The 14461-nt window shown below is 64.1% G+C and carries 12 protein-coding genes; 6 read left to right on the top strand and 6 right to left on the bottom strand.

Annotation, left to right across the window (positions count from 1 at the left end; all coding sequences use genetic code 11):
• Positions 1 to 54: 54 nt before the first annotated feature.
• A complete protein-coding gene (locus tag LPA34_RS13520) occupies positions 55 to 1005 on the bottom strand; it encodes a DMT family transporter (RefSeq protein WP_228978882.1) in 951 nt (316 codons plus the stop codon).
• A 302-nt stretch (positions 1006 to 1307) separates the two neighbouring features.
• On the opposite strand from LPA34_RS13520, the gene LPA34_RS13515 reads away from it, so the two are divergent.
• Positions 1308 to 2423 (top strand): porin, encoded by a 1116-nt coding sequence (locus tag LPA34_RS13515; RefSeq protein WP_228978881.1) that lies wholly within the window; start codon positions 1308 to 1310, stop codon positions 2421 to 2423.
• Positions 2424 to 2511: 88 nt separating this feature from the next.
• Here the strand turns inward: LPA34_RS13515 and LPA34_RS13510 are convergent, their stop codons facing one another.
• The gene (locus LPA34_RS13510; protein WP_228978878.1) at positions 2512 to 3855 is read right to left on the bottom strand and encodes an MFS transporter; all 1344 of its coding nucleotides are present in this window, start codon (positions 3853 to 3855) and stop codon (positions 2512 to 2514) included.
• A 306-nt stretch (positions 3856 to 4161) separates the two neighbouring features.
• Here LPA34_RS13510 and LPA34_RS13505 point away from each other — a divergent pair, with 306 nt between their 5' ends.
• The 5 genes from LPA34_RS13505 to gloA all read left to right on the top strand — a co-directional run bounded on the left by LPA34_RS13505 (position 4162) and on the right by gloA (position 9951).
• Positions 4162 to 5109: a LysR family transcriptional regulator gene (locus tag LPA34_RS13505; protein WP_228978877.1), complete on the top strand. Its 948-nt coding sequence runs from the start codon at positions 4162 to 4164 to the stop codon at positions 5107 to 5109.
• Positions 5110 to 5244: 135 nt separating this feature from the next.
• A complete protein-coding gene (locus LPA34_RS13500; RefSeq protein ID WP_228978875.1) occupies positions 5245 to 5922 on the top strand; it encodes a TetR/AcrR family transcriptional regulator in 678 nt (225 codons plus the stop codon).
• A gap of 55 nt (positions 5923 to 5977) precedes the next feature.
• Complete coding sequence (locus LPA34_RS13495; protein WP_228978873.1) at positions 5978 to 7801, top strand: alkyl sulfatase dimerization domain-containing protein; 1824 nt, start codon at positions 5978 to 5980, stop codon at positions 7799 to 7801.
• A 66-nt stretch (positions 7802 to 7867) separates the two neighbouring features.
• A complete protein-coding gene (locus LPA34_RS13490; RefSeq protein WP_228978871.1) occupies positions 7868 to 9487 on the top strand; it encodes a long-chain-fatty-acid--CoA ligase in 1620 nt (539 codons plus the stop codon).
• Between the two features lie 77 nt (positions 9488 to 9564).
• Positions 9565 to 9951 carry a lactoylglutathione lyase gene (gloA, locus tag LPA34_RS13485; protein WP_228978869.1) on the top strand — a complete coding sequence of 129 codons (387 nt, stop codon included), beginning with the start codon at positions 9565 to 9567 and terminating at the stop codon, positions 9949 to 9951.
• 103 nt (positions 9952 to 10054) lie between these two features.
• Here gloA and LPA34_RS13480 read toward each other — a convergent pair whose 3' ends face one another.
• The 4 genes from LPA34_RS13480 to glyS are packed head-to-tail and all read right to left on the bottom strand — an operon-like array spanning position 10055 to position 14448.
• Entirely contained in the window at positions 10055 to 10939 is an 885-nt protein-coding gene (locus LPA34_RS13480) for a M48 family metallopeptidase (protein ID WP_228978867.1), read from the bottom strand.
• Between the two features lie 45 nt (positions 10940 to 10984).
• Positions 10985 to 11743, bottom strand: a complete 759-nt coding sequence (locus LPA34_RS13475) for a lysophospholipid acyltransferase family protein (protein ID WP_228978865.1) — start codon at positions 11741 to 11743, stop codon at positions 10985 to 10987.
• 40 nt (positions 11744 to 11783) lie between these two features.
• Entirely contained in the window at positions 11784 to 12344 is a 561-nt protein-coding gene (gmhB, locus tag LPA34_RS13470; protein ID WP_228978863.1) for a D-glycero-beta-D-manno-heptose 1,7-bisphosphate 7-phosphatase, read from the bottom strand.
• A gap of 10 nt (positions 12345 to 12354) precedes the next feature.
• Positions 12355 to 14448: a glycine--tRNA ligase subunit beta gene (gene glyS, locus LPA34_RS13465; protein ID WP_228978862.1), complete on the bottom strand. Its 2094-nt coding sequence runs from the start codon at positions 14446 to 14448 to the stop codon at positions 12355 to 12357.
• Positions 14449 to 14461 lie beyond the last annotated feature (13 nt).

Raw genomic sequence — 14461 nt, 5'->3', positions numbered from 1 at the left:
AACGCATGCGCCATACACCACCGGGCGCCGCGCTCACGTCAGCCGGGTAGCGCTTCAGGTGGCGCGCCGGAGCGCGGGCGCATTCACGAGCGCGATGCCGGCGAGCACCAGCACGGCCGCCATCAGAAACCGCAGGCTGAACGATTCGCCGAGCAGCACCACGCCGAACGTCACACCGAAGAGCGGCGTCAGAAACGAGAACACCGAAAGGCGCGACGCCATGTAGCGCGTGAGCAGCCAGAACCAGATCAGATAGCTGATGAACGCGACCATCACCGCCTGATACGCGAGACTCGCGACCACGAGCGGGGTAACCGCTGCCACGCGCACCTGCCCGAGCGGCACGGCCAGCGCCAGCAGAACCACCGCCGATACCGCCAGCTGATAGAAGAGCGTCTTGCTCGCGCTCGTATGCGCGAGCTTCGTTGCGCGCACGACGATCGTCGTCGCGGCCCATGCGATGCCGCCGAGCACACCTAACGCATCGCCCGTGACGCCTGCCAGCATCGACGCATGACTCGCCGACCCAGATCCAGCCCCGGCGCGCGCGAAGCCGTCCGCGAATGCGAGCGCTATGCCCGCGAACGCGGTGATCACGCCGATCCACTGAATGCGCCGCATGTGTTCGCCCGCGACGAACCAGTGCAGCCCGAGTGCCGTGAAGCATGGCGCCGTGTACAGAAACACCGCCATGCGCGACGCGCTCGTGAGCGTCAGGCCAAGAAAGATACAGACGAATTCGCCAGCGAACAGCACGCCCGCGAGCAGTCCGGCACCGAGCGTGCCGTCGTCGCGAAAGAGCGGCGTGCCGCGTAGCCGCGCCCAGCTGCACACGAGCACTGCGGCGATCGCCGAGCGCAGCCCCGCCTGGAATACCGGTGGAACCGCAGCATTCGTGCTCTTGATCGCGACCTGCTGAAAGCCCCAGATCGCGCACAGCACGACCATCAGCATGATGGCGACGGTGTCGGGTGGACGGCGAAGCGAAACGGCGCGGGTGCTCATCGCACGGCCCGCATGGCATGCGCGCCATGCATGGCGATGTGCGCCTTCATGCGTGCTGGAGTGCAAAAACGCAGGATCATGGGCGGTCTCGTGTAAGGGCAGGCCATACCATATCAAAAGGCACGTGTCACCGATGCGATGACCCCACTACGCGCACGTGCTTCCATTTCGCCACGCCGCGCGCGGACCTGATGGCCGCTCGCGACGCTCTGGAGTACATTCCTCAGACGTTCCACCGGCCTCTCGTCCCGAGAGTGACCGTCATGCAAGGTTCGCAATCCTGCACTGCCAGGGGAGACCGTATGACGAAGCTGAGCAAGTGGCGTTTCGCACTGATTCCGGCGGCGCTCGCGTGCCAGATGGCGCACGCGCAATCCAGCGTCACACTCTATGGCATCGTCGACGGCAGCATCCGCTACATGACGAACGTCGACAAGGCGGGCGATTCGAAAGTCGTGATGGGCAACGGCGGCATGAGCGAGAGCCGCTGGGGCATGAAGGGTGTCGAAGACCTGGGCGGCGGCTGGAGCACCTTCTTCAAGCTCGAAAACCGTTTCTATCTGAACACCGGTCAGAGCGACCCGACACTGCCGTTCTTCAACGAAGCGCAGGTCGGCATCCGGTCCACGTCGTACGGCCAGGTCATCATCGGGCGTCAGTTCAACGTGATGATCGAAGGCATCACGATCGGCGGATACGGCAGCAATCCGTGGATTCCATATGACTTCAGCTACCAGCCGGAAGTCACGCTGTCCGGTGGCATCTGGACCAGCAACCAGGTTCAGTATCAGGCGCATTTTCACGACATCCTGTTCTCGGCGGCGTATGCGGTCGGCGGCGTCGCGGGCCACACGTCGTATGGCAGCCAGTATGGCGCGGCGCTGGCGTATGCGCCGGTGGGCGGCCCGGTCAGTCTCGGTGGCGCGTACGAGGAGTCGAAGGATTCGGTCAACGGTTCGGGGTCGCTCGCGTGGACGGTCGGCGGTTCGTACACGTGGGACAAGACGCGTTTTGCCGTGGGCTACATCGTCAACCAGAACGACGCAGGCTTTTCCAACTTCGCCAATGGTCCGTTCACCGCGGCCGCGCTCGCGGCGCTCAAGTACACGGACTTCTCGAAGCGTCGCATGATTCTGGGCGGCATCACGCAGCAGATCGGCGCGGCGTGGCATCTGGCCGCGAACGTCTGGCGCACGCTGCAGGACGGCAAGACGGCCGCGCAGGACGGCTCGGCATGGCAGTACCAGCTCGTCGCCGACTACGCGCTGTCAAAGCGCACCGACGTCTATCTCGAAGGCGACTACGCGCAGTATCACGGCGACCTGATCGGCGCGCAGTTGCAGGGCGTGAACGGTGTCGGGCTCGCGCAGAAGAGCACGCAGCTTGGCGTCATGGCAGGCATGCGCCATACGTTCTGAGCGCGAGGGCGCTCGGGTTCGTGTCCGGCTGTGATAAGCGCGTGACCGCACTGTTCGTGAGGTCACGCGCGCTTCGTGAGCAGGCATGTCAGGCGGCCGTTTGCAGGTTTTGCCGCGAGCGCTGCGGATCGAGCAGCGCGAAGCCGGCAATGCCCGTGAGGATCAGCAGCGCACCCGCGATCGCGAAGCCGGTCTCATAGCCCACATGATCGCCAGCTACGCCGAGCAGTTTGCCCATCGAGACAGGTCCGATCAGACCCGCCGTCGTCACGATCGAGTTCGTGATCGCCAGCAACGCGCCGCGCTGCGCAGTGGGTGCGATCTCCGCGATGAGCAGCGGTCCGAACGTGAACACCTGGCTTGCCAGCGCGAACGCAACGGACAGCAGACCGACTTTGGCGAGCGGCGACGCGCCCGAATACAGCATGCAATACGCGATGCCGCTGACGACGCATGCCACGCTGATCAGCGTGCCGCGCGCACGACGCGTCGTCACCCCGCGTTTCAGCAGACGATGTGAGAACACGGCGAGCGCGATCCCGACGGGAATCTGCGTCGCGACCTGCAGGCCGAACAGGTTGCCGGCCTGCGTCGCATCGAAGCCGAGCCCGACGCGGAAATAAGCCGGCACCCAGGTAAGCCCGATCGCGATCACCGCATATCCGACGAAGCATTGCAGCAGCACGCCGATCACCGTGCGATCGGCGAGCAGCCGCCGATAACTCACGCGTGTGCGCGGATCGACTGCAACGCGCGGCGCGGGCACATGGTGGTGCGGCATCGCGGACGCGCTGTCACCCGCCGTGCCTCGACCCGCGTTACCCGTCTTGCCGACGCACAGCCACAGCAGCGTCCACAGCACGCCGACCACGCCAAGCGCGAGAAACGCCGCGTGCCAGTCCCAGCGCCCGGTCACCCAGGTGAGCAGCGGCCCCGCGATGATGACGCCCGAGGTCGCGCCCAGCTGGATGAACGTCGTCGGCAGGTTGCGTTCGCGATCGTCGAACCACGTGTACGCGACGTGCAGCGCGAACGCCGCCGCAGGACCCTCACCGGCGCCGAGCAGCACGCGGCACGCGAGCAGCACCGCGAAGCTGACCGGCCATGCGAGCGGCAACTGGGCAACAGCCCAGGTCAGCGCGAGCCCGGCCAGCAGCCATTTGACGTCGACGCGATCGACGAAGAGCCCGAGGCCGACCCCCGACAGGGAAAACAGCAGGAAAAACGCGCTGCCGACGAGGCCGAACTGCGCGTGTGTCAATTGCATGTCGTGCATCAACGGTACCGCGACGAGGCCGACCACGGCCTTGTCCGCGAAGTTGATCACCATGAAGAGGAACAGCGAGGCAACGATCACCCAGCGGCGGCTTCGACTGGCCTGTACAGGTGCCGCGTGCGCGATGTTCAAACCCGAACCTTGCGCTTCAGACATGGAAGCCTCCCAGGAGGCTATGGCGTTGCGGTGGATTCGATCGGACATGATGCGCATTGTGCGTCGCCCGCCGTGACGCGTGGGACCGGTGCGTACCAGCCATCCGGCAACGCCGCGAGCGCCCCGGCGAATCTGTTCGCAAGACGAAATATAAGGTGGGCAAAAGCTGTCTCCTGGTCCCATGCAAGATGGTTGTAGTGTGGCACCGCCGGCCGCATCCGGGCCAGAGTCGCCGTGTTTTCGCCCATTTGAGGTGGTATAACGGAATAATTCAAGTGCAATCTCATTATGAGGACGTTGCATAAAATGCATGAGATCAGTTCCCGCCGCCTCACCCATCTTGTCGCGCTCGCGGAAGAGGGGAGCTTCGCGCGTGCCGCGGAGCGCGTGCATCTGAGCCAGCCGGCGCTGAGCCGCAGCATCCAGGCGCTGGAAGATGAACTTGGCATGAAGCTCTTCGACCGCGCCACGCGGGGTGTCGCGGTGACCGCGGCCGGGCGTCTGCTCGTGGAGCGGGCGCGGCGCGTGCTGTTCGAAACCCGTTGTCTTTTTCGCGACGTCGAACTGCTCGCCGCGCATGAACTCGGCGAGGTGCGCATCGGGTTGGGCCCCTACGTGGCTGCGATTTTGCTGCCCGATCTGCTGGTCGAATTCGCGAAGCGTTTTCCGAAGATCAAGGTATCGATCGAACTGGGCGACGGCGACGTACTCCTCGCCAAGCTGCGCACCGAGCAGATCGATTTTCTCGTGACCGACCGGCGTGTGCCGCCCGTCGTGCCGGACGTGACGATGCACCGGCTGCCGCGTCACGAGGGCGGATGGTTTGTCCGCCCGGGGCATCCGCTGCTGAAGGGCGCGGCGGTGCCGCTGTCGGCGCTGCGGGAGTTTCCGCTCGTATCGGTATCGCTGCCCCCGGTGATGAAGGACGCGCTGCACCGGATGCTCAAATTCCGTTCGCACGAACAGATTCCACTGCAGACCGAGTGCAACGACATCGCGGTGCTAAAGGGCGTGGTTGCACAGACCGACGCCGTGATGTTCTCGACGGCGTCTGCCGTGCGGCGCGACCTCGGCGCGCGGCGGCTCGCGCGCGTCACGCTGAGCAATGCGCCCAGAATGGGACTCGAATTCGCGCTCGTGTCGCTCGCCGAGCGCACGCCTTCTCCCGCCGCGCGTTCCGCGCTGGCGATCGCGGAACAGGTGATGTCCGACGCGAAAACCGGGGCCGAAAACTTCCTGCATGCAACTGCGTAGACCGGGGACTTTCCCTGGATGCCGTTGACAAAGGCCGTCTGATCACGGACGATCCGGAATTCAGATTCCGGTTTGATGTCTGCTGGCATTACACCGCGAAACACCACGAAGTACCGCCAGATTACCGCGACACGCATGCCCACCGCTCAACGACGCCCCCGCGAACCGCTCCAGACCACAAGCGCTCCACTTCAGACACGCAGTCAGCTCGGCTTCGCGAAGATGCTGGAGGCAGGGCGCGCGCTGATCGAGGAGTGCGGCAATCTCGACGACCTGTCGATCACGGATATCGTCGAGCGCGCGGGTACGTCGATCGGCGCGTTTTACCGGCGCTTCGACAACAAGGACACGTTTTTCGACGTCGTGCAGGACCGCGTGATTGCCGAGGGGCTCGACAGGGTGCGCGAAGCACTGGTGTCCGAGGCCGTGTGGCAGTCGAACGACGCGGGCGCCATCGCCGATGCGATGATCTCGCTTTACGTGCGCGCGTTTCGCCGCAATCGCGGGCTGTATCACGCGTCGCTCCTGCGTGCGTCACAGCGCAAGTCGACCTGGGACGCAATCCGCCACAGCAACCTCGAAGTCCAGGCGCTGATCGTGCCGAAGCTCGTCGATGCCCTCGTGCGCATGGGCGGCCCGAAGGCGGAGCGTGCCGCGCTCGAATTCGAAGTGCTCGCCGCGTTGCAGTTGATGCTCAGCATGCTGGTGAACAGCGTACTGAACGACCCGGAACCGCTGTCGCTGACGAGCCGCCGTCTTGTGCCTTACCTGCAGCGCCAGTTTCGCCGTTGCCTCGATCTGCCGGCAGCGTAGTATTTTTTTGCATAAATCGGAACAGGAATTCCGATATCGTTTCTGGAGACATCGTATGACCCGCTGCTGCACCGGAATGGTCCGCCATCCTGCTTTCGATGCGCCTCACGTCGGCGAACCGCTCGACGTGGTTTTCGATGCAGGCGTCAATCTCGCTTACGCAGTGGCCGCGCCGACGGTTCCGGCAAAACTCACCGAACACTCGCAGCGCATGGCCCAGCGTATCTATCGCGTGGCGGAGCGTGTGTATTGCGCGGTCGGTTATGCGATCGCCAACATCATTTTCGTGGTGGGGGACGACGGCATCGTGGTCGTCGACGCGACCGAGGCCGTGTCGGCGGCGAAGCGCATCTACGAAGACTTCTGCTCGATCGATCCGCGTCACGCGGCGTTGCCGGTGAAGGCGATCGTCTATACGCACAACCATACGGACCACACGGGCGGCGTGCGCGCGTTCGCCGACGAATCGTCGCTGGCCGGCGGCAGCGTCGAGATCATCGCGCACAGTTCGCTGATGGAAACGGTCATCAACAACGCGAATCTCGTCGCACCGATTCTCGCGACGCGCTCGGCGTACAGCTTCGGCACGTTGTTGCCGCCGGGCCCGACGGGCAAGGTGAATGCAGGCATCGGTCCGGTGCTGATCGCCGAAGCGGCGACGTTCCTCGCACCGACGCGCGTGTTCGACGAACGGCTCGACATCATGCTCGCTGGCGTGCGGTTCGAATTTCGCTACGCGCCATCGGAGGCCGACGATGAAATCGTGATGTGGTTGCCCGACCTTGGCGTGCTGCTGTCGGCGGAAGTGATCCAGGGCGAATGTCTGGCGAACGTCCACACGCTGCGCGGCACGCGCTATCGCGATCCCGTGCGCTGGTACAACACGATCGACATGATGCGCGGCTTCGGCGCGACGCATATGGTGCCCGCGCACGGCCGGCCGGTCTCGGGCGCGGATGCCGTCGAGGACGTGCTGTCGGTCTATCGCGATGCGATCCAGTTCATCCATGACCAGACGATTCGCCACATGAATCTTGGGCTGAGCCCGGACGAACTGGCCGAAGCCATTCCGGCGCTGCCGCCGCATCTCGCGGAACACGCGTGGCTTGGCGAGTACTACGGCACGGTCAAGCACTCGGTGCGTCAGGTGTATTCGGGGCAGCTCGGCTGGTTCGACGGCGATCCTGTTTCGCTCGATCCGCTGCCGCGCGTTGAACGCACGCGCCGCATGATCGGAATGATGGGCGGCACCGAGCGCGTGCGCGAGGCGGCGCGTGCCGCACTCGGCGACCGGGACTGGCGCTGGGCCGCCGAACTCGCGACGATGCTGGTACGCCTCGACACCGGCGATGACGACGCGCGCGGCATCAAGGCGAAGGCGTTGCGCGAACTCGGTTTTCTCACGGTGAACACGAACTGGCGGAACTGGTATCTGAGCGCGGCGAGGGAACTCGAGCACGCGTACGACGATCTTCCGTTCAATGGTTCGGGTGGGCTTGCCTCGTCGGACGTGTTGCGTGCGCAGCCGCTGCGCAACGTGTTCCAGCGCTTCTGCGTGGTGGTCGACCCTGTGCGGTGCGCGGACGTTCACATGTCGCTGACGCTGAGGCTCACCGATCGCGACGACGAAGCGTATTCACTCGAATTGCGACGCGGCGTGCTACAGGTTCATTGCTTCGCGCTGGCGAGCGCCGATGTTCAGCTTGCGCTTGCGTCAGACGTGTTGCGTGGAATGCTGCGCGACCTGCCGGCGATGCTGGTGACGGGCGTCAGCAGCAAGGAGATTGCACTGGAGCGCGGCTCGCTGGAGCAGTTGCAAGTGTTCTTCGCGTGCTTCGACCAGCCATCGCGACGTATGCCCGCACTCGCCACGCGATAACGCGAACGCACGACAGGTCACACGGGATGCGAAGCGACGCGTCCCGACGCAAAAAATGGAGGAAGCATGGAAAAAATCTGGCTGAAGTCGTACCCACCCGGCGTGCCCGCGGAAATCGACATCACACCGCACGGTTCGCTCGCCGGGCTGCTTGAAGCGGCTTTTCTCAAATTCGCGTCGAGGACTGCTTTCGTGTGCATGGGGCACGAACTGTCCTACGCCGGTCTCGACAACCGCTCGCGTGCGCTGGCCGCGTGGTTCCAGTCGCAAGGTCTCGAACCTGGCGCGCGGATCGCCGTGATGCTGCCGAATCTGCTGCAGTATCCGGTGACGCTCGCCGCGATCCTGCGAGCAGGTTATGTCGTCGTGAACGTGAATCCGCTGTACACGTCGCGCGAACTGGAACATCAGCTGAACGACAGCGGCGCGCAGGCGCTCGTGCTGCTCGATGCTTTCCTGCCGACGTTCAACGCGCTCGGGCGCAATACGCAGGTGCGTCATGTGGTGGTTGCTTCGACGGGCGCTCAGGCGGACACGGCACCCGTCGTCTCGCACGTGACGTTCGAACAGGCGCTCCGGCAAGGCGCGGACGCGCCCTTCGCGCGCGTCGCCATCTCGCCCGACGACGTCGCCGTGCTGCAATACACCGGCGGCACGACCGGCGTGTCGAAAGGCGCGACGCTGCTGCATCGCAACCTGATCGCGAACGTGCTGCAATCCGAAGCATGGCGCGCAGCGTCCGTGCGTGGCCGCGACGATATCGAACAGTACGTCACGGTCGTCGCGCTGCCGCTTTATCACGTGTTCGGGCTGACCGTGTGCGGACTGCTGTCGATGCGAACCGGCGGTCTCGGCATCCTGATCCCGAATCCACGTGATATTCCCGCGATGATTCGCACGTTGCGCGGTTTTACGATCAACACGTTTCCAGCGGTGAACACGCTCTTTAACGCGCTCCTCAACGATCCGGATTTTGCATCGCTCGATTTCTCGAAGCTGGTTCAGGCAGCAGGCGGCGGCATGGCCGTTCAGCAGGCCGTCGCGGCGCGCTGGCAGGCCGTGACGGGCGTGCCGCTCCTCGAAGGTTACGGGCTTTCGGAGACGTCGCCTTCGGTCAGCAGCAATCCGCCCGGCACGACGGAGTTCAGCGGCTCGATCGGTGTGCCGCTGCCGTCGACGGAAATCTCGATTCGCGACGACGACGGTCGCGAAGTGCCGCCCGGCGAGCCAGGCGAAATCTGCATTCGCGGGCCGCAGGTGATGGCGGGCTACTGGAACCGTCCGGAAGAAACGGCGAGCGTGATGACGCCCGACGGCTTCTTCCGCTCGGGCGATATCGGCGTGATGAACGAGCGCGGCTTCGTGAAGCTCGTCGATCGCAAGAAGGACATGATCATCGTGTCGGGCTTCAACGTATATCCGAACGAGATCGAGGATGTCGTGGCGAAACATCCGGGCGTCTTCGAAGTGGCCGCGCTCGGCGTACCGGACGCGCATTCGGGCGAAGTCGTGAAGCTCTTCATCGTCAGGAAAGACCCGGCGCTTTCGCAGGCGGACATCTTCGCGTTCTGCGCGCAGCAGCTCACCGGCTACAAACGCCCGAAGCTGATTGAATTCCGCACGGAGTTGCCGAAGAGCGCGGTCGGCAAGATCCTGCGGCGGGCGCTGCGCGACAGCACCGGGTGAGCGCGGCGGGTGCCAGCGGCTTCGTGGGTTCCTTGGTACATTTACGTCCTCGACATCAATGCAACAGGGGGTCTACGATGCGCCTGCTTCACACCATGCTCCGGGTCGGCAATCTCGACCGTTCGATCGCTTTCTATACCGGACTGCTCGGCATGAAAGTGCTGCGCCGCAACGACTATCCGGAAGGAAAATTCACACTCGCGTTCGTCGGCTACGAAGACGAACGCGATGGCACCGTGCTCGAACTCACGCACAACTGGGACACGGAATCGTATGAGATGGGTACGGCGTTCGGCCATCTGGCTGTCGAAGTCGACGACGCCTCGGCCGCATGCGAAAAGATCAAGGCGCAAGGCGGCACGGTCGTGCGCGAAGCCGGCCCGATGAAACACGGCACGACCGTCATCGCGTTCGTGACCGACCCGGACGGCTACAAGATCGAATTCATCCAGAAGAAACCGTAACGTCCATGTGCTGCACGCTGCACGTGTAGTGCAGTAATAAAACAGAAGGCCCGCTGTGCAAGCGGGCCTTTTGCATGGTCGCGAGGTTCGCGCGACGTCGACGTTAAAGCGTGGGCAGCAGTTCCGGCGGATGATGCTTGAGCGTTTGCCGTGCCTCGCGGAACTCGGGAAAGATCGACTCGACCGTTTCCCAGAATCGCGGGCTGTGGTTCATCTCGCGCAGATGCGCGAGTTCGTGCGCAACGACGTAATCGATGATCGAAAGCGGAAAGTGGATCAAACGCCAGTTGAGGCGAATGCGCCCGTCGCTGGAACAACTGCCCCAGCGCGTCGCCGCCGAAGACAACGAGTACGCGCGATAATCCACACCGAGCTTCCCGGCATAGATCGCGAGCCGCTCGCCGAAGATCCGTTTCGCCTCGTTCTGCAGCCAGCCCTGCACGCGGTCCTTGATCTGCTGCGGATCGGCGTGCTGTGGCAGGGGCAGCAGGAGCGCCGCGTGGCGCGCATCGAACTCGAGCGTGCCGCGTGAAGCCGCCAGCGTCACGCTGACAGGCTTGCCGAGATACGGCACCTGCGCGCCATCTTTCCAGTCGACCTGCGGCAGCGCGCGCTGTTCGACGCGGTTCTGCCATTCGTTGAGTTTCGTGAAAATCCAGCGCTGCTTTTCGGTGATGGCCGTTTCGATATCGGCGAGCGTCACCCAGCGTGGCGCGGTGATCATGAGCCCCGTGCTGTCGATCGCGAAACCGATCGACCGGCGCGCCGAGCGCTTCAGCAGATAGTGGAGCGTCTGCGAACCGAGCGTGAGGCTGCGCAGCTTCGTGCCGTCGGGGGCGTACTGGGCGCCCGGCTTCTGTGACGAAGACGGGGTTTGGGGTGACGCGGGAGAGGGCGGCATCGGGACAGCCGGCTCGGCAAAGAGCGGCAGATCGAGTTGCCGGCTATCGAGCGCCGCAGCGGGCTGCGACGTGGGAGACTTCTGCATCGGCTTCGGCTTCGCGCTATACGCCACGTGATGGCGTGGGGCGCGTCAGATTCGGGCAGCGGCAGGCGTGCTTTCCGCAGCGCTGTACGCAGCAGGATCGATGCGGCGCATTTCCGCTTCGATCCACGTTTCGACGCGCGTGTTTACTTCGTCGGGCGTGAGCCCCGTTGTCTCAATCGGCTTGCCGATCGACACTGTGACTATACCCGGATATTTGATGAACGAGTTGCGCGGCCACACGCGGCCCGCGTTGTGCGCGATCGGCACGACCGGTGCACCCGACGCAATCGCAAAGCGTGGGCCACCCGTCTTGTACTTGCCTTGTTTGCCTGTGGGTGTACGCGTGCCTTCCGGGAACATGATGACCCATGCGCCTTCGGCCATGCGTGCCTTGCCCTGTTTGATCACGGAGTTGAACGCGTACTTGCCTTCCTTGCGATCGATGTGAACCATCTTCAGCATGCCGAGCGCCCAGCCGAAGAACGGCACGAAGAGCAGCTCACGCTTGAACACATAGCAGAGCGGTCGCGGCATCAGCGCTGGAAACGCGAGCGTTTCCCACGCCGACTGATGCTTCGACAGCAGCACGGCGGGGCCGTCGGGCAGATTCTCGAAACCTTCTATCCGGTAGCGGATACCGTTCAGCCAGCGCACGACATGCAGCGTCGACGCACACCAGCCCGCGGCCATCCAGTAGCGGTTATCGGCACGCATGAACGGGAACGCGATGAAGCATGCAATCGCGTACGGCACGGTGAATACGACGAAATAGATCAGCAGCAGGAGCGAACGGATAAAGCGCATCGGTGTGGTCAATCCATGAAAGTGATGCGTGCGGGTCGCATCACTCGAGTTCTTCTGAGAGGAAGTCGAGCGCGAACGCGCGCAGGTCCGCATGCACGATCGTGCCTTCTGGCAGACCGCCCGCAGCGAGCGTTTTCTGGCCCTTGCCGGTCAGCACCAGATGCGGAATACAGCCGATCGCCGCGGCCGCCTGCAGATCGCGCAGCGAATCGCCGACGCATGGCGTTTCTTCCGGATCGATCTCGAAGCGTTCGGCGATCATCTTCAGCATGCCGGGCTTCGGCTTGCGGCATTCGCATTGATCTTCCGCCGTATGCGGACAGAAGAACACGGCGTCGATGCGGCCGCCGACCGCCGCGACCATCTTGTGCATCTTCAGATGCATCGCGTTCAGCGTGTTCATGTCGAAAAGACCGCGCCCGATGCCCGACTGGTTCGTCGCGACCGCGATGCGATATCCCGCCTGGGTCAGGCGCGCGATTGCTTCGAGCGCGCCCGGCAGTACGATCCATTCGTCTGGCGATTTGATGTACGCATCCGAATCGACGTTAATCACGCCGTCGCGGTCGAGCACAATGATTTTTTTCGCGCTGGTTGGCATGATGTGGCGCTCAGGCAGCGAGCCGCGAAATATCGGCGACGCAGTTCATCTGCTGATGCAGTGCACCGAGCAGCGCCAGACGGTTCGCGCGCAACGCCGGGTCTTCGGCGTTGACCATGACGTCGTTGAAGAACGCATCGACCGGTTCACGCAACGCGGCAAGCGCGGTGAGCGCGCCCGTGTAGTTGCGCCCGGCCAGCTGCTTCTGCACGCGCGGCGCAACCTGTTCGAGCTGCGCGTACAACGCCTTTTCCGCGGGTTCGACGAAGAGCGCGGTCTGCACGCCACCCGTTGTACCTTCCGACTTCTTCAGGATGTTCGAGATCCGCTTGTTCGCCGCCGCGAGCGAGGCCGCTTCGGTGAGCGCCGCGAATTCGCGCACGGCGTCGAGCCGGGCGACGATGTCGTCGAGGCGCGTCGGGTTCAGTGCCAGCACCGCGTCGATTTCGCCTGCAGCGTAGCCGCGTTCACGGAGCAGACCCTTCAGGCGGTCCATGCAGAATTCGTAGATCGCCGCCGTCGAATCGGCGACGTTCGGCACCGATGCGAACTGCGCATACGCCGCGCGCAGCAGTTCGACGAGGTCGAGCGGCAACGGCTTCTCGACGAGGATACGCAGCACGCCCAGCGCATGACGGCGCAGCGCGAACGGGTCTTTTTCGCCGGTTGGTTGCAGGCCGATGCCCCAGATGCCGACGAGCGTTTCGAGCTTGTCCGCGAGCGCGACGATCGTGCCGGTGGTGGTGGCCGGCAGCGCGTCGCCGGAGAACCGCGGCTGATAGTGTTCCGAGCACGCGAGCGCGACTTCTTCCGGCTCGCCGTCGTGGCGCGCGTAGTACGTGCCCATCGTGCCCTGCAGTTCCGGGAATTCGCCGACCATGTCGGTGATCAGATCGGCCTTCGCGAGACGCGCCGCGCGCGTGGCGAGCCCGACGTCCGCGTTCATCATGCAGGCGATCGCGCCAGCCAGCGCCTCGACACGTTCGACGCGTTGCAGCGCCGAGCCGAGCTTGTTGTGATACACGACGTTCGCGAGGAGCGGCACGCGATCGGCGAGCGGCTTTTTCTTGTCCTGCGTGAAGAAGAACTTCGCATCGGCAAGACGCGGACGCACCACCCGCTCATTGCCTTCGATGATGTCGCCCGGCGTCTTCGTCTCGATGTTCGAGACGATCAGGAAACGCGAGCGCAGTTTGCCCGCCGCATCGGTGAGCGCGAAGTACTTCTGGTTCGTCTGCATCGTGAGGATTAGACATTCCTGCGGCACCTGCAGGAATTCGTCCTCGAAGTGACAGGTGTACACAGCCGGCCATTCGACCAGCGACGTCACTTCGTCGAGCAGCGCTTCGGGCATCACGACCTGGTCGCCTTCGGCCTGCGCGAGCAGATGCGTGCGGATGCTTTCCTTGCGTTCCGCGAAACTCGCGATCACGCGGCCCTTGTGCATCAGCGTTTCCGCGTAGACGTCAGCGTGCTGGATCTGCACGAAACCTTCCGACAGGAAACGATGGCCGAGTGTCGTATCGTCGGCATCGACACCGAGTGCGCTGACCGGCACGACCGTGTCGCCATGAAGCACGGTCAAACGATGTGCCGGACGCACGAACTGCACGTTGGCGCCGTCAGGACGCTGATAGGTCATGACCTTCGGGATCGGCAGCTTTGCGAGCGTTTCGTCGAGCGCGGCCTGCAGGCCTTCGGTGAGCGTGGCGCCAGGTGCGGCGTAGCGCAGGAAGAACGCTTCGGCCTTGCCGTCCGGTGCGCGTTCGAGATCGTTCACCGAGAAATCGGGGAAGCCGAGCGCCGCGAGTTTCTTCGCGAGCGGCGCGGTGGGTTGGCCGTCCTTGTCGAGCGCCACGGATACGGGCAGCACCTTCTCGCGCACGTGCTTTTCAGGCGCGACGTCGCGTACGTTCTGGATGACGATCGCGAGACGCCGCGGCGTGGCGTAACGTTCGAACGACGGTTCGCCGTCGATCAGGTCGCGCGCCGCGAGGCGCTGCGCGATGCCTTCAGCGAATGCATCACCGAGACGCGCGAGCGCTTTCGGCGGCAGTTCCTCGGTCAGCAGTTCGACGAGCAGGGTGTGTTGGGGATGAGTCATGTGTTCGTGGTCT

The organism is Paraburkholderia gardini (assembly GCF_907164575.1).
GTDB classification, from domain to species: domain Bacteria; phylum Pseudomonadota; class Gammaproteobacteria; order Burkholderiales; family Burkholderiaceae; genus Paraburkholderia; species Paraburkholderia gardini.
The sequence above is the reverse complement of the archived record's forward strand: the minus strand, read 5'-3'. Positions and strand labels throughout refer to the sequence as shown.

Bases quoted from the DNA above. Each gene is read 5' to 3' on its own strand.
- LPA34_RS13520 (WP_228978882.1), bottom strand. From the start codon at position 1,005: ATGAGCACCCGCGCCGTTTCGCTTCGCCGTCCACCCGACACCGTCGCC.
- LPA34_RS13515 (WP_228978881.1), top strand. From the start codon at position 1,308: ATGACGAAGCTGAGCAAGTGGCGTTTCGCACTGATTCCGGCGGCGCTC.
- LPA34_RS13510 (WP_228978878.1), bottom strand. From the start codon at position 3,855: ATGTCTGAAGCGCAAGGTTCGGGTTTGAACATCGCGCACGCGGCACCT.
- LPA34_RS13505 (WP_228978877.1), top strand. From the start codon at position 4,162: ATGCATGAGATCAGTTCCCGCCGCCTCACCCATCTTGTCGCGCTCGCG.
- LPA34_RS13500 (WP_228978875.1), top strand. From the start codon at position 5,245: ATGCCCACCGCTCAACGACGCCCCCGCGAACCGCTCCAGACCACAAGC.
- LPA34_RS13495 (WP_228978873.1), top strand. From the start codon at position 5,978: ATGACCCGCTGCTGCACCGGAATGGTCCGCCATCCTGCTTTCGATGCG.
- LPA34_RS13490 (WP_228978871.1), top strand. From the start codon at position 7,868: ATGGAAAAAATCTGGCTGAAGTCGTACCCACCCGGCGTGCCCGCGGAA.
- gloA (WP_228978869.1), top strand. From the start codon at position 9,565: ATGCGCCTGCTTCACACCATGCTCCGGGTCGGCAATCTCGACCGTTCG.
- LPA34_RS13480 (WP_228978867.1), bottom strand. From the start codon at position 10,939: ATGCAGAAGTCTCCCACGTCGCAGCCCGCTGCGGCGCTCGATAGCCGG.
- LPA34_RS13475 (WP_228978865.1), bottom strand. From the start codon at position 11,743: ATGCGCTTTATCCGTTCGCTCCTGCTGCTGATCTATTTCGTCGTATTC.
- gmhB (WP_228978863.1), bottom strand. From the start codon at position 12,344: ATGCCAACCAGCGCGAAAAAAATCATTGTGCTCGACCGCGACGGCGTG.
- glyS (WP_228978862.1), bottom strand. From the start codon at position 14,448: ATGACTCATCCCCAACACACCCTGCTCGTCGAACTGCTGACCGAGGAA.